At 67.6% G+C, this 14,169-nt stretch carries 12 protein-coding genes; 9 read left to right on the top strand and 3 right to left on the bottom strand.

Going from position 1 to position 14,169, the window contains the following annotated elements; genetic code table 11:
* Positions 1-44 precede the first annotated feature (44 nt).
* A complete protein-coding gene (locus CSEG_RS17515; protein ID WP_013080568.1) occupies positions 45-1,061 on the top strand; it encodes a mechanosensitive ion channel family protein in 1,017 nt (338 codons plus the stop codon).
* A gap of 92 nt (positions 1,062-1,153) precedes the next feature.
* Positions 1,154-2,212 (top strand): HpcH/HpaI aldolase/citrate lyase family protein, encoded by a 1,059-nt coding sequence (locus CSEG_RS17510; protein ID WP_083778420.1) that lies wholly within the window; start codon positions 1,154-1,156, stop codon positions 2,210-2,212.
* Between the two features lie 132 nt (positions 2,213-2,344).
* Here CSEG_RS17510 and CSEG_RS17505 read toward each other — a convergent pair whose 3' ends face one another.
* The 3 genes from CSEG_RS17505 to CSEG_RS17495 form a co-directional block, all read right to left on the bottom strand.
* Entirely contained in the window at positions 2,345-2,770 is a 426-nt protein-coding gene (locus CSEG_RS17505) for an OsmC family protein (RefSeq protein WP_013080566.1), read from the bottom strand.
* A gap of 47 nt (positions 2,771-2,817) precedes the next feature.
* Positions 2,818-4,227 (bottom strand): cytochrome P450, encoded by a 1,410-nt coding sequence (locus CSEG_RS17500; protein ID WP_013080565.1) that lies wholly within the window; start codon positions 4,225-4,227, stop codon positions 2,818-2,820.
* A gap of 100 nt (positions 4,228-4,327) precedes the next feature.
* On the bottom strand, positions 4,328-4,528 hold the full coding sequence (locus tag CSEG_RS17495) for a hypothetical protein (RefSeq protein ID WP_013080564.1): 201 nt from the start codon (positions 4,526-4,528) through the stop codon (positions 4,328-4,330).
* A gap of 281 nt (positions 4,529-4,809) precedes the next feature.
* Here CSEG_RS17495 and CSEG_RS17490 point away from each other — a divergent pair, with 281 nt between their 5' ends.
* From CSEG_RS17490 to bcsQ, 7 genes are all read left to right on the top strand, one after another.
* A complete protein-coding gene (locus CSEG_RS17490) occupies positions 4,810-5,772 on the top strand; it encodes an acetyl-CoA carboxylase carboxyltransferase subunit alpha (RefSeq protein WP_013080563.1) in 963 nt (320 codons plus the stop codon).
* A 39-nt stretch (positions 5,773-5,811) separates the two neighbouring features.
* On the top strand, positions 5,812-6,213 hold the full coding sequence (locus CSEG_RS17485; RefSeq protein WP_013080562.1) for a lysozyme inhibitor LprI family protein: 402 nt from the start codon (positions 5,812-5,814) through the stop codon (positions 6,211-6,213).
* Between the two features lie 186 nt (positions 6,214-6,399).
* The gene (locus tag CSEG_RS17480; RefSeq protein ID WP_013080561.1) at positions 6,400-7,377 is read left to right on the top strand and encodes an NAD(P)H-dependent flavin oxidoreductase; all 978 of its coding nucleotides are present in this window, start codon (positions 6,400-6,402) and stop codon (positions 7,375-7,377) included.
* A gap of 410 nt (positions 7,378-7,787) precedes the next feature.
* Complete coding sequence (locus CSEG_RS17475) at positions 7,788-10,799, top strand: TonB-dependent receptor domain-containing protein (protein ID WP_013080560.1); 3,012 nt, start codon at positions 7,788-7,790, stop codon at positions 10,797-10,799.
* Positions 10,800-11,126: 327 nt separating this feature from the next.
* The gene (locus CSEG_RS23590) at positions 11,127-12,230 is read left to right on the top strand and encodes a calcium-binding protein (RefSeq protein ID WP_013080559.1); all 1,104 of its coding nucleotides are present in this window, start codon (positions 11,127-11,129) and stop codon (positions 12,228-12,230) included.
* Between the two features lie 786 nt (positions 12,231-13,016).
* On the top strand, positions 13,017-13,412 hold the full coding sequence (locus tag CSEG_RS17465; protein ID WP_013080558.1) for a hypothetical protein: 396 nt from the start codon (positions 13,017-13,019) through the stop codon (positions 13,410-13,412).
* A complete protein-coding gene (gene bcsQ / locus CSEG_RS17460) occupies positions 13,413-14,168 on the top strand; it encodes a cellulose biosynthesis protein BcsQ (RefSeq protein WP_013080557.1) in 756 nt (251 codons plus the stop codon).
* The last annotated feature ends 1 nt before the right edge of the window (position 14,169 follow it).

Below are 14,169 nucleotides of genomic sequence, written 5' to 3'. Positions count from 1 at the left end.
CGTCGCGCTTGCCCCTCGCCGCAACCTGAGCCCACACTCCCGCCATGGCCGGCAATCCGCTCCGCACCCTCGATTCTTTCGAACTGATCAAGCTGGGCAAGGCGTCGGTGACGGTCGGCGGATTGGCGGCCGGGCTGCTGATCGTCGGCGTGGCGATGGTCGCCGCGCGGCTGACCTCGGCGGGCCTGCGACGGCTGCGCGAGCGGGCGGCCGGCGACGCGGCCTCGCTCTATGTCGTCGAGAAGGTGGCGACCTACGGCCTGGTGATCATCGGCGTGGTGGTCGGCCTGTCGACCATGGGCGTCGACCTGACCTCGCTGACCGTGTTCGCCGGCGCCGTGGGCGTCGGGGTCGGTCTTGGCCTGCAAGGCGTGATCAAGGACTTCGCCTCGGGCGTCAGCCTGGTGTTCGAGCGCCTGGTGGCGGTGGGCGACTTCGTGGAGCTGCCCAATGGCGGGCGCGGCGTGGTCCACGCGATCGGCGCGCGCGCCACCCGTATTCGCACCAACGACAGCACCGACATCATCGTGCCGAACTCGGTGCTGGTGAACGATCAGGTGATCAACTGGACCCTGCGCGGCACCAACCGCCGCATCCGGGTGCCGTTCAACACCGCTTTGGGCGTCGACAAGGACAAGGTGCGTGACGCCGTCCTCAAGGCCGCGAAATCCGCCCCCTTCACCTCGCCCGACGACCCGACGCGCCGCGCGCAGGTCTGGCTGGTGGGGTTCGGCGAGAGCGCCCTGAAGTTCGAGCTGATCGTCTGGCCTACCATCGAGGCGGTGCGCCGTCCGGCCGCCATTCACGCGGCCTATACCTGGCTGATCGATGACGCCCTGCGCGGCGCGGGGATCGAGATCCCCTATCCCCAGCGCGACATCCGCCTGCGCGGCCTGTTCGGCGAGGAGGGCGAGGACGCGCTCACCAGCCTGCGCCTCGAGCCCGCCGCCCGTCGTCGCAAGGCCAAGGCCGCCAAGTCGGGCTCCAGCAACGACGCCGCCGCCGATCTCGAGCGCGAGGATCCCGAAGAGGCCCCCAAGCCGCCGCCCGCGAAGGCCTGACCCACGCGTCAGCCTTGACCTCCATGCCGCGCCGCCGCAATCTTCTCGCAATTGCGAAATGACCGCTCAAGATGGCGGCGACAGAACGGGGAGTGACCGGCATGAAGACGCCGCGCGGCTTTTTCAAACCCTTGGCCATCGGCGCGCCGACGCCCTATCGCGAGCTGCCCGCTCGCGTGGAGCGGATGATCCACTTCGTGCCGCCGCACCTGGACAAGGTGCGCGCCAAGGTCCCCGAGATCGCCCCGACGGTCGACGTCATCCTGGCCAATCTGGAGGACGCCATTCCCGCCGACGCGAAGGGCGCGGCGCTGGCCGGATTGGTCGCCCTATCGCGGGAGGTCGACTTCAAGGCGCTGGGCGTCGGCTTCTGGACGCGGATCAACTGCCTGAACTCGCCCTGGCACCTGGATGAGGTCGCCACCATCGTCGAGAAGGCCGGCGACAAGATCGACGTGATCATGGTCCCAAAGGTCGAGGGGCCGTGGGACATCTTCTACATGGACCAACTGCTGGCCTCGCTGGAGGCCAAGCACGGCGTCACCCGGCCGATCCTGCTGCACGCGATCCTGGAGACGGCCGAGGGCGTGATGAACGTCGAGGCGATCGCCGCGGCCAGCCCGCGCATGCAGGGGATCAGCCTGGGCCCCGCCGACCTCGCCGCCAGCCGGGCGATGAAGACGACGCGCGTGGGCGGTGGTCATCCGGGCTATCGGGTGATCGAGGATCCGCACGCCGACGGCTCGGCGCGAGTCTCGGTGCAGCAGGACCTCTGGCACTACACCTTCGCCAAGATGGTCGACGCCTGCGCCGCCCACGGCATCAAGCCGTTCTACGGCCCGTTCGGCGCGATCGACGACCCGGTCGCCTGCGAGCAGCAGTTCCGCAACGCCTTCCTGATGGGTTGCGCCGGCGCCTGGAGCCTGCACCCCAGCCAAATCGAGATCGCCAAGCGGGTCTTCAGCCCCGACCCGGCCGAGGTCGCCTTCGCCAAGAAGATCCTCGAGGCCATGCCCGACGGAACCGGCGTGGCGATGATCGACGGCAAGATGCAGGACGACGCCACCTGGAAGCAGGCCAAGGTGATGGTGGATTGCGCCAAGCAGATCGCGGCGAAGGACGCGGAGTATGCGGGGCTGTACGGGTTGTGATTTCTAGATGCTCCCCCGCGATGCGGGGGAGCTGTCGCGGGGCGACTGAGGGGGCGAGCACCGTGGCGGCCGAACTGGCCCCCTCCGGCCCTCCGGGCCACCTCCCCCGCATCGCGGGGGAGGAACTGGTCCCTAATTCCCGCCCACCGTTGTCACCACCCGGGCGCCATTCGTCAGCAGCTGGTGGATCGGGCAGCGGTCGGCGATTTCGAACAGGCGCTCCAGCTGCTCGTCGTTCAGGTCGCCCTCGATGGTGATCACCCGCTCGAAGCGCTCGTGCGGGGTCTGGTCCTTGTCGAAGTGCGAGAAGACCTCGACGTGCATGTGGCTGATCGTCCAGCCCTTGCGGTTGGCGTAGAGGCGCAGGGTCATGCTGGTGCAGGCCGCCAGGCCCGCGGCGACCAGCTCGTGCGGATCGGGGCCCAGGTCGAGGCCGCCCTGGGCCACCGCGATGTCGGCGACGATGGTCGAAGGTCCCGCCGTCACGAAGGTTTGCAAGCCGCCGTGGCCGCTGTCGGTGGCGGTGGCGAACGGGCGGGTGCGGAGATCTTCGGTCATGGCTTTCCTCGGAAAGGGGCGCTAGCGGACGCTTCCTAGCACTCCGCTCACGCCCGCGCTTGGACGATCGGCGTGAGGAGAAAATCCGGCTCGCGGTCGGGACCCAGGGTGATCGAGGCGACGGGGATCACCGGGCGGTCGTCGGCCAGGGCGATCTCCAAGCGCGCCAGCACGGTCGCCAGGATGATCTGGGCCTCGGCCAGGGCGAAGCCGGCGCCGATGCAGACGCGGGGCCCGCCGCCGAACGGCAGGAAGGCCTCGATCCCCCACGGATGCGGCTGGTCCAGAAAGCGCTCGGGTCGGAAGACGGCCGGCGCGTCCCAAAGCTTGCGGTGGCGATGGATCAGCCACGGACTGATGGTGACCATGGCTCCAGCCGGGACCTTGTGGCCCAGCACCGTTTCGTCGGCCAGGGCCTGGCGGCCGAAGGTCGGGGCGGTGGGATACAGGCGCAGGGTCTCGAACAGCACCGATCGTAGCAGCGGCCAGGCCTTGAGGTCGTCGAGGCCGTTCACGCGCTCGACCGGGAAGGCCAGGATCTCGGCCCGGACGCGATCCTGGGTCTCGGGATCCCGGGCCAGCAGATAGGTCGCCCAGAACAGCAGGCGCGAGGTGGTCTCGAAACCCGCCGCCAGCATCGAGCTGCACTGGTCGCGGATCTCCTGGTCGGGCAGGGGGCCGCCGTCCTCGTCGCGCGCGGTCAGCAGGCGGTCCAGGAGATCACCGGGCCGGTCATCGGCCGCCGGCGCGGCCCGCCGCTGGGCGATCAGCGCGTCGACCTCGGCCAGCCAGCGGCCGCCCAGCCGCCGCCGGTCGCCGTCCGCGAAGGTCAGGTCATCCCGCCCTCGGCCGATGAAGTCCAGCAGGCGAAAGTGCGCCGGGCCTTCCAGATAGCGCCGGGCGATCTGCGCCAGGACCGCGCCGTCCCGGTCGGCGCGGCGCGAGAAGAGGGCGCGCAGCACCGCGTCCAGCGTGCCGTGGTGGAAAGCCTCGGACAGGTTGGCCTTGGTCTGGTTCGCCAGGCCTTCGGTCAGGCTGGCGCCCGCGGCGACGAAGTGGGGCAGCAGGCCGCCGATGGCCGCCGGCGTGAAGGCGGGCGCCAGGCTCTTGCGCTGGCGCTTCCAGGTCTCGCCCTCGGAGAGCAGCAGGCCCTCGCCGGCCAGAGGCTTCAGCGGCCGGCCCAGCTTGAGCGGGCGGCGGAAGTTCGGCGAGGCCAGCACCTGACGCACGCCGGCGGGATCGCTGACGACCAGCCCAGGCTGGCCCATGAAATGATAAGGCGTGACGAGGTTGTCGAAGTCCTCTTCGCACCAGGCCCCGATCAGGTTTCGGCTCATTTCCCACGCGATGCGCAGGTCGTCGAGGGGGGAGCCGCCCAGCGGACGGGGGTGAACCTTGGGAACGGGAGGAACGAGCGGCCCTGGGCCGACTTTGACGTCGCGGACTTGAGCGTCCATGAAGCGGCCTTCCGGAAAGCGGGCGTCTAAAGAGGCCCCATCCGGAAAAACAGCCTAGCGCCGCTCACCAGGCGACGCAATAATTCATCGCTCGATGAATTCAGGCGGCCGCTTGCTGTTGGCCGGAAACGTCGAAGGCGCGCTGAGAACCGCGCCACACTTCCACGAAGTCGCAGCGGCGGTGCATATCCAGCAGCTCGAAGGCGCGGGCGCGCGCGGCCTGATCGTCCGCGCAGGGCGTGACGTCGAAACGGGGGACCGAGCCGTCGGACTCGACACAGAAGAAGGTGAACACCTGCATGGGAACTGTGCGCTCTCATCAGGCGGGACCGCGCATATTCGATGGCGGGGGCCGCGGTGGGCGCGAACCGGCTTTCGCGGCTCGCTGGAAAACAACATAGGACTCTATGTCGCGATTCACCAGATCAGGAGAGTCTTGAATCGAGACTCACCTGTTGATTGATGCTGTGGATAAAACCCGGCGGATTCGGGGCGGTTCCCCGACGGAATCTCGCCTCTTTCCCTCGGAGGATTCCGCCACTAGGTTCGCACCCTTTCATTCACGGCGACGTTTGAGAGTCCATGGCCGCCCATTATCTCGATTTCGAGCGCCCGATCGCTGACCTGGAAAGCAAGATCGAAGAGCTGTCCAAGCTCTCCGAGACCGCTGGGCCGGGCGCGTTCGATCTCGAAATCCAGGCCCTGCGCGATCGGGCCCAGGAGCTCCGCAAGGAGGCCTACGCCAACCTCGACGCCTGGCAGAAGACCATGGTCGCGCGGCACCCGCAGCGGCCTCACCTGCGCGATTATGTCGCAGGCCTGATCGACGAGTTCGTCGAGCTGCGCGGCGACCGCAAGTTCGCCGACGACCAGGCCATTGTCGGGGGCCTCGGCCGCTTCCGCGGCCAGCCGGTCGTGGTCATGGGCCACGAGAAGGGCCACGACACCACCACGCGCCTGAAGCACAACTTCGGCATGGCCCGCCCGGAAGGGTATCGTAAGGCCGTCCGGCTGATGGACATGGCCGAGCGCTTCTCGCTGCCGGTCATCACCTTCGTCGACACCGCCGGCGCCTATCCGGGCCTTGGTGCCGAGGAGCGCGGTCAGGCCGAGGCCATCGCGCGCTCGACCGAGCGCTGCCTGACGCTGGGTGTGCCGATGGTCGCCACGATCGTGGGCGAGGGCGGCTCGGGCGGCGCGATCGCCCTGGCGGGCGCCAACCGCGTGCTGATCCTCGAGCATTCGATCTATTCGGTGATTTCGCCGGAAGGCGCGGCCTCGATCCTGTGGCGCGACGGCGCCCGGGCCAAGGACGCGGCGACGAACATGCGCATCACCGCCCAGGACCTGATCAAGCTGGGCATCGTCGACCGCATTGTCGACGAGCCGGCCGGCGGCGCGCACTCGAACTCGGAAGTGGCCATCCAGGCGGTCGGCGACGCCGTCGAGGAAGAGCTGAAGGCCATGGCGCACATGAGCGCCGAGCAGCTTCGCAAGCAGCGCTCCGACCGCTTCTACGCGATCGGCCGCGCGGGCCTGCAGTAGGCGATCACGTCGGGTCGGGGGACCAAGCCGGAGTTTCTCATGCGTTTCGCCCCCATCCTGCTGTGTCTTTCCATCCTGGCCGCGCCCGTCGTGGGCCAGGCGGCCGAGCCGAAATATTCGCCGGCCTATGACCGCTGCCTGGCCTCGCCCGAGGGCCAGAGCACGATCGGCATGATCCAGTGCGCGGCCGCCGAGCTGAAGGTCCAGGACGCGCGCCTGAACCGCGCCTACCAGGACGCCATGAAGCGCCTGGACCAGCCGCGCCAGCGCGCCGCGTTGAAGAAGGCCCAGCGGGCCTGGATCGCCTATCGCGACGCCGATTGCGCCAGCGTCTACGACCCGGACTGGGGGACGCTGGCGCGCATCGAGGCCAACGCCTGCTTGCTGGACCACACCGCCCGCCGCGCCGACGCGCTGGAGATGTATCGGCGGCTTCGTTAGATGCTCCCCCGTGATGCGGGGGAGCTGTCACGGAGTGACTGAGGGGGCAAGCGCGGCATTCGTCCAGCTAGCCCCCTCCGGCCCTCTGGGCCACCTCCCCCGCATCGCGGGGGAGGATCAGCCTCTTGCCTGACCTAAGGGCCGCCTCTTCATAGTCCCCTCAAAATCAGAGGGAGGCGCCGCGCCATGGCCATCAAGACCCGTTTCACCGAGCTGTTCGGCGTCGAGCACCCGATCGCCCAGGGCGGCATGCAGTGGGTCGGCAAGGCCGAGCTGGTCGGGGCCGTGGCCAACGCCGGGGCGCTGGGCTTCCTGACGGCCCTGACCCAGCCGACGCCGGAGGCTCTCGCGAAAGAGATCGCCCGCACCCGCGAGATGACCGACAAGCCGTTCGGGGTGAACCTGACCATCCTGCCGGCCATGACGCCGCCGCCCTACGCCGAGTATCGCGCCGCGATCATCGAGAGCGGGATCAAGGTCGTCGAGACCGCCGGCTACAAGCCGCAGGAGCACGTCGACCACTTCAAGGCCCACGGCGTGAAGGTGATCCACAAGTGCACCGCCGTCCGCCACGCCCTCTCGGCCGAGCGGATGGGCGTCGACGCGATCAGCATCGACGGCTTCGAGTGCGCCGGCCATCCGGGCGAGGACGACATCCCGGGCCTGATCCTGATCCCGATCGCCGCCGACAAGGTGAAGATCCCGATGATCGCCTCGGGCGGCTTCGGCGACGCACGCGGCCTTGTGGCGGCCCTCGCGCTGGGCGCAGACGGGGTCAACATGGGCACCCGCTTCTGCGCCACGGTCGAAGCGCCGATCCACGAGAACTTCAAGCGGGCCATGGTCGAGAACGACGAGCGCGCCACGGACCTCATCTTCCGCACCCTGCACAACACCGCACGGGTGGCCCGCAACGCCATCAGCCAGCAGGTCGTCGCCATCGAGCGGGCCGGCGGGGCCAAGTTCGAGGACGTCGCCGACCTGGTGAAGGGCGCGCGGGGCCGGGAAGGCCTTGAGAGCGGCGATGTCGACCACGGCGTCTGGACCGCCGGCATGGTCCAGGGCCTGATCCACGACGTGCCGACCGTGCGCGAGCTGGTCGACCGCATCGTCTCCGAGGCCGAGGCGCTGATCCGCGGCCGGCTGGCGGGGATGGTGTCCTAAGCCCGTCGAAAGACGGCCCCGAGGCCGCCGGGGCCGCGCCCAATACGCCCATGTAGCTCCGACCATCGGCCCAGAGCGTTCACGCCCGTCGCGTGAGCGCTCTAGCGCGACCATGTGAGTGCGCGGTTGATCATCGTTCTCTGAGTATACGGCGTGTTCCGTCGCGTTGTTTCACGCGCCTGATCGGTTCGGCCGACACCTGATTAAATAGTCAGGATTTGAGATGAAGCTCGGCATACGCCGATTTCAAAAAACGATGATCTCTACTATTTGTGAATAACGATGATATCAAAAGGTGTGTGCCTTTTGCCACGTTGCAACTTTGTGAAACAGTTGATCTTGGCTACTGGTCGCCGTCCTCTATGTTCGCCGCCCGAAGAGTAAAATCCCGTTTCGGGTGAAGGTTGGACATGTCTTATCGCCATATTTTGTTCTCCGGCGCGGCCGCCTTGGCGTGCGCGCTGGCCACGGCCTCGACGGCTCAGACCACGGCTCCGGCGCCTGAGCAGGACGCCGCGACGGTCGAGCAGGTGGTCGTCACGGGCTCGCGCATCCGTACGCCGAACCTGCAATCGAACGTGCCGGTGACCAGCATCAGCGCCGCCCAGGTCCAGAACACCGGCATCGTGTCGGTCGGCGACATCCTGAACGAGCTGCCCTCGATCCGTTCGACGTTCTCGTCGTCCAATTCGACCCGCTTCATCGGCACGGCCGGTCTGAACTTCCTCGACCTGCGTGGCCTCGGCACCACGCGGACCCTGGTCCTGGTCAACGGCCGTCGCCACGTGTCGTCGTCGGAAGGCTCCAACGAGGTCGACACCAACACCATCCCGACCGACCTGATCGACCGCATCGACGTGGTCACCGGCGGCAACTCGGCCATCTACGGTTCGGACGCCATCGGCGGCGTCGTCAACTTCGTGCTGAAGCGTAATTTCGAAGGCCTGCAGCTGCGCGCCCAGGACGGCATCAGCAGCCGCGGCGACGGCAATGCCTGGTTCGTCAGCGGCACCGCCGGCCGCAACTTCGCCGAGGACCGCGGCAACGTGGCCCTGTCGGTCGAGTACGCCAAGCAGGAAGACATCTACTTCAGCGACCGTCGCCAATTCCGCGAGCGCGGCGGCTTCGTGATCGTCGATTCCGATCCGGCCGGCTCGCCGAACGGTTCGGACGGGATTCCCGACCGCATCTTCGTCTCGGACATCCACAGCCTGCTGCTGTCGGAAGGCGGCACGTTCCAGCCCTCGTGCACGGCCGGCAACCCGCTGACCTGCCGCCCCGACGGCCGCGCCCGCCTGTTCCGCTTCCAGCAGGACGGCACGCTGCGCGAGGCCGACTACGGCCAGGACTTCCGTCCGCTGGCCAACAGCTCGGCCGGCGGCGACGGTTCGACCCTGCGCCGCTACGGTCAGCTCCAGCCCCAGACCGAGCGCCTGGCCGTGAACCTGATCGGCCACTTCGACGTTAACCGCGCCTTCCGTCCCTACGTCGAGGCCAAGTACGTCCGCAACAAGGTCTTCCAGCAGTCCAGCCCCTCGTTCGACCAGCCGCTGCTGCTGAACAGCGGCGACCAGATCAGCCTGGACAACCCCTTCCTCTCGGCCGAGACGCGCGCCTTCATCGCCGCCCGTCTGCCGGCCGGCGCCACCACGTTCCGCCTGAACCGCAACAACCTCGACCTGGGCGTGCGCGAGGAGTCGATCCGTCGTGAAACCTATCGCGCCGTGCTCGGCGCCGAGGGCGACATCGGCGACGCCTGGCGCTACGACGTCTCGGCGACCTACGGCGAGTTCAAGAAGCGCACCCTGTCGCGCAACAACCGCGTCGAGCAGCGCTACGCCTACGCCCTGGACGCGGTCCGCTCGCCGACCGGCCAGATCGTCTGCCGCGTGACGGTCGACCCCACCGCTCGCGTGCCCTACGCGCCCGACCTGGCGTCGTACGTGGCCGGCGACGTCGCCGCCTGCGTGCCGCTGAACCCCTTCGGTGAGGGCGCGCCCAGCGAAGCCGCCAAGGCCTATGTCAACACGACCTCGCGCTCGGACGGCAAGCAGACGCAAGCCGTGTTCAGCGGCTCGATCTCGGGCGACACCAGCCCCTGGTTCAGCCTGCCGGCCGGCCCCATCGGCCTGGCCGCCGGCGCCGAATACCGCCGCGAAACCGCGCGCGAGGAATATGACGAACTGGTCCGCCGCGGCGGCACCTTCCTGAACGCCATCCCGATCTTCGATCCGCCGGCGTTCAGCGTGAAGGAAGCCTTCGCCGAAATCCGCGTGCCGGTCCTGGCCAACCTGCCCTGGGCCGAAGAACTGTCGGTCAACGGCGCGGTGCGCGGCGCGGACTACAGCGGCGCCACCGGCAAGGTCCTGGCCTACAACGCCGGCGTCATCTACGCGCCGATCCGCGACGTTCGCTTCCGGGCCAACTACTCCAAGTCGGTCCGCGCGCCGCTGCTGGCCGAACTGTACTCGGCCCCCAGCCAGAACTTCGCCAGCGTCAGCGACCCCTGCGACGTGGCCAACATCGGTTCGGGCACGGCGACGCGGGCGGCCAACTGCGCCGCCGCCGGCATCCCGGTCGGCTTCATCAACGACGAGGCGCGGGCGGCGACGACCGAGATCACCAGCGCGGGCAACCCCCGGCTGGGCGAAGAGACCGCCAAGTCCTGGACGATCGGGGCTGTTCTGCAGCCGCGCTTCGTCCCGGGCCTGACCGTCTCGGTCGACTACTACGACATCAAGCTGGCCAACGTGATCTCGTCGGTGGCTCCGCAGCAGGTCCTGAACAACTGCTACGACGCCGCCAACCTGGACAACGCCTTCTGCGCCCTGTTCCAGCGTGATCCGACCACGAAGTTCTTCGTGCCGGGCAGCCTGCAGGACACCTCGCTGAACTTCGCCAAGCGTCGCGCGCGGGGCGTCGACAGCGACATCAACTATCGCTTCGACCTGCCGCAAGACAGCGGGACGGTGAACCTGCGTGGCACGGTGACCTACGTGGTCCAGCGCGACAACTATCCGTTCATCGACGACCCGAACCGTCCGGACCAGATCCTGTACGAGCTGGGCGATCCGCGCTGGGCGTTCAACATCTCGGCGCAATGGCGCAAGGATAAGCTGACCGTCGGCTATCAGGGCCGCTACATCGGCAAGATGTCGGTGGACGTGATCGAGAACATCAAGTCGGTCGGCGGCCGCCCGCCGCAGAACGCCGACTTCGCGACGATCAACTACTATCCGGACGTCATGTATCATGACCTGACGGCCGAATACGCGATCAACGGCAACTACACCGTCTATGGCGGCATGGAGAATGTCTTCGATCGCCTGCCGCCGTACCGCCTGACGGGCGCGGGCGAAGGCAGCGGCATCTACGACAACCGCGGCCGGTACATGTACCTGGGCGTGAAGGCCAACTTCTAGAGCGCAGAGGGTCGGGCGCCCGCCCGACTCCGACACCTCTATGGCCTGCAAGGCCGGCCTCGGCGTTCGCGCCGGGGCCGGCCGAGCCGGCGCTCCCGCCGCGGTCGAGATCTGCGCAGATTTCGTCTCGGAGCGTCTACTTGGCTGTACTGAAACGGTGAAGCTGTTCGCAGTCTCCCCGGCTACCCGGATTGGGGATGTTGGCGGCGTTATTTTGCGAACAAACCGCGCCATGCGACAAATTGCCCGAGCCCGGGGCTCGACGATCGCCTCGTCACGCACTATCGACCGATGACCGCTGACATTTTCGCGGCCGGGAGGCAGACCATGGCGACCTACACCTTCTCCAAGATTACGGCCGCCGAGGCGAAACGCTTCAATATCCTGAGCTACGACACCCTGGTCTTCACCTCGGGCTCGGCGACGGATGTCGTGATCGACTTCTTCCCGCAATCGAATGGCTATGGCTCCTACCAGCTGACTCTGGGGTCGCGGTCGGTGTCCTTCCCGCAGGCGGGCGTGAACTTCGGCCTGCCGGCGGCCGCGACCGCCGACCGGATCAAGTTCTCGGACGGCTCGCATCTGTTCGTCGGCGGCGTCGCCGACGACTTCTTCGAGCCGACCGCCGCGCAGGCCAGCCACGTCATCGCGGCGTTCGGCGGCGCGGGCGACGACATCCTGACCGGCGGCGACGCCAACGACCACCTGGTCGGCGGCGTGGGTGACGACACCCTGGACGGCGCGGGCGGAGACGACAGCCTGGAAGGCGGCGACGGCGCAGACACCCTGATCGGGGGCGACGGCGACGACACGCTGGACGGCGGTGCGGGCGCCGACACGCTGCAGGGCGGTTCGGGCGCCGACATCCTGATCGGCGGCGCGGGCAACGACACGCTCGACGGCGGTTCTGGAAATGACACCCTGACGGGCGGCGCGGGCGCCGACACCCTGACCGGCGGCCGCGGCGACGATACGCTCGATGGCGGCGCCGGCGCCGACGTCCTGGTGGGCGGCGTGGGCAAGGACATCCTGATCGGCGGCGCGGGCGATGACACCCTGACCGGCGGCGCGGGCGCGGACACCCTCTCGGGCGGCTCGGGCGCCGACGTCTTCGTGTTCGGAGCCTCGGACTCGCTGCCGTCCGCGCCGGACCACATCCTCGACTTCGATGGCGAGGACTCTCTGGACTTCCAGGGCCTGACGGCGGCCACCATCACGAACTACCAGCTGCTGCCCAGCGCGGCCACGTTCGACAGCGCCCTGGCCGCGGCCAACGCCGCGTTCACCGCCAAGGCGGCTCTCGTATATGTCGGGGTGCAGGTGGGAGACGACTTCTATGTCTTCGCCGATACGCTGGCCGTGCACCAAGTCGGCGCCGCGGTGGCGCTGAACGATGTCTCGGGCTTCGACGCCCTGATCGGGATCGTCTAAGGCGAGGCGAATCCTTGGCGCGGTCGAGGGCGACCTCGCCGCGCCGGCGCCCGACCCGTCGGTCATGTCGCCCGCCGAGCGGCGAGCAAGACATGGTAAAAATGCTTTAAGTCGAAAATCCAAGCTTGATCGGCGCTCTTGCCGCATGCGCGCTTTCCGCGCGCCGCTGGTCCGCGCCGAAGTCGCAAAGGCTTGTGGCGCTTGGGGTTGCGCGTCTCCCGGGGCGCGGCCTGCGCGTGGAGGATGCGACAATAGAGCGCGTGGGTTCAGCCTGTGCTGAGATCGCGACTGCTCGTATACCAGCGGTCATCGATGGCGCGGAGAGACCTTCCACGAGAGCGGCAACTAGTTCGGAATAAAAACCGATATAGAACTTTGGCTCGTGAAATGAACTTCGCTTCTAGGTGGTATTCCTCTCTAAGGTTGTCTTTGAGTTTACCCGTTTTGGGTTGTTATGGGTTAACCTGCATGTCGCGACGCTTGACCTTAGGCTCTTGCGATAGTGTACATGCATTTACCTTGTTGGGTTGTGCTTGGAGTCTTCTGAGCTCGGTGCGACGGGTAAATAAGAGATTAATAATAATAAACTGTGAGTTGTATCTCTACTTTTTTCGGCGGGACCGTGCTTCGCTGAATTCTGTTCGGTTTCAACGGTTCATAGGGTTGGCGACACGGGACGAAACAATTTCAAGTCTTGTGCTTTGAAGTTGTTGGATTAGATCAAGAGTTTCGAATTCATCTCTAATCGAGCAAACGCTGCCCTGATTGGAACGAAGGAATTGCCCGGTGAGCGACGTAAGCGCCCTGATGGATAAGTTGAAAGCGACCGTCAGCTATAAGCAGTTTGACGCGCCGCGCGCTGGGGACCAGGCTTGGCCGATCCTCGAGAAGATGGCGCAGGCCAAGAGCGCCCTGTCGCGGGCCGTGTCTCCGGTGGCTGCCCCGGTCGCGCCGATCGAAGCCGCGCCCGCCGCCCCGCCCGCCGCCAGCCCCGCCGCTCGCGTGGCCGACGTTCTGGTGAGCGAAGCCCCGGCCGAAGGGTCGCTGTTCTCCCGCCTGCAGGCCGACACCGCGCCCGCCAAGGCCGCCGCCTTCAGCCGTTACGGCGCGGCCAAGCCCGTCGAAGACGCGCCCCAAGCCCTTTCGGAGATCTTCGAGCGCATCGGGCGGAAGGCGCTCTAAATGGTTCTTGTTGTCGTGTCGTCGCCCAAGGGGGGCGTGGGAAAGACGACACTTGTCGCCAACCTGGCCGTGGCCTTGCGCCGCCGGGGGCGACAGGTGACCGCCGTCGATTTCGACTCCCAGAACGCTCTGCGCTTCCTCCTGGCCCCCAATCACGAAGACGACCTTGGCGTGGCGCGCTGCACCGCGCGCGGGCTGCCTTGGTCGGCCGCGCTCGTCGGCGGGATCGATGGCGTGCGGGTCGCGCCCTACGGCGAGGCCTCAACGGCCGAGCGCCTGCGCATGAAGGACATGCTGGTCCAGGAAGCGCTGTCCGAAGCCCTGAGCGGCCTGGCGCGCTCGCCCGACGAGATCGTCATCGCCGACACCACGCCGGGCGAGGGGCGCATGCAGGAGCGCCTCGAGGCCCTGGCGGACATCAAGCTGATCGTCCTGCTGGCCGACGCCGGCTCGATGGCGCTGGTGCCCACCTATCGCGACGGCCTGATGCTGCGTCCGCTCTCGGAGCGACCCGACACCTTCGGCGTCCTCAACCAGGTGGATCCGCGACGCCGGCTCAGCCGTGACATCGCCGACTTCATTTCCGTAAATGCGCCCGAGCGGTTCATCGGCGTCGTGCACTATGACGAGGCGCTGGCCGAGGCCGCGGCGCGGGGCGAGCCCGTGGTCGGCGCCGCGCCGGGCAGCGTGGCGGCGCTTGACATCGACATGATCGCGGGTCGCCTTGATCGACTGACAGCTCCGGGGTCCTACTGAC

Source organism: Caulobacter segnis ATCC 21756 (assembly GCF_000092285.1).
GTDB classification, from domain to species: domain Bacteria; phylum Pseudomonadota; class Alphaproteobacteria; order Caulobacterales; family Caulobacteraceae; genus Caulobacter; species Caulobacter segnis.
This window is presented reverse-complemented; position numbering and strand designations above follow the sequence as displayed.

Excerpts from the sequence above, each read along its gene's own strand:
- CSEG_RS17515 (WP_013080568.1), top strand. The coding sequence starts at position 45 with ATGGCCGGCAATCCGCTCCGCACCCTCGATTCTTTCGAACTGATCAAG.
- CSEG_RS17505 (WP_013080566.1), bottom strand. The coding sequence starts at position 2,770 with ATGACCGAAGATCTCCGCACCCGCCCGTTCGCCACCGCCACCGACAGC.
- CSEG_RS17500 (WP_013080565.1), bottom strand. The coding sequence starts at position 4,227 with ATGGACGCTCAAGTCCGCGACGTCAAAGTCGGCCCAGGGCCGCTCGTT.
- CSEG_RS17495 (WP_013080564.1), bottom strand. The coding sequence starts at position 4,528 with ATGCAGGTGTTCACCTTCTTCTGTGTCGAGTCCGACGGCTCGGTCCCC.
- CSEG_RS17490 (WP_013080563.1), top strand. The coding sequence starts at position 4,810 with ATGGCCGCCCATTATCTCGATTTCGAGCGCCCGATCGCTGACCTGGAA.
- CSEG_RS17485 (WP_013080562.1), top strand. The coding sequence starts at position 5,812 with ATGCGTTTCGCCCCCATCCTGCTGTGTCTTTCCATCCTGGCCGCGCCC.
- CSEG_RS17480 (WP_013080561.1), top strand. The coding sequence starts at position 6,400 with ATGGCCATCAAGACCCGTTTCACCGAGCTGTTCGGCGTCGAGCACCCG.
- CSEG_RS17475 (WP_013080560.1), top strand. The coding sequence starts at position 7,788 with ATGTCTTATCGCCATATTTTGTTCTCCGGCGCGGCCGCCTTGGCGTGC.
- CSEG_RS23590 (WP_013080559.1), top strand. The coding sequence starts at position 11,127 with ATGGCGACCTACACCTTCTCCAAGATTACGGCCGCCGAGGCGAAACGC.
- bcsQ (WP_013080557.1), top strand. The coding sequence starts at position 13,413 with ATGGTTCTTGTTGTCGTGTCGTCGCCCAAGGGGGGCGTGGGAAAGACG.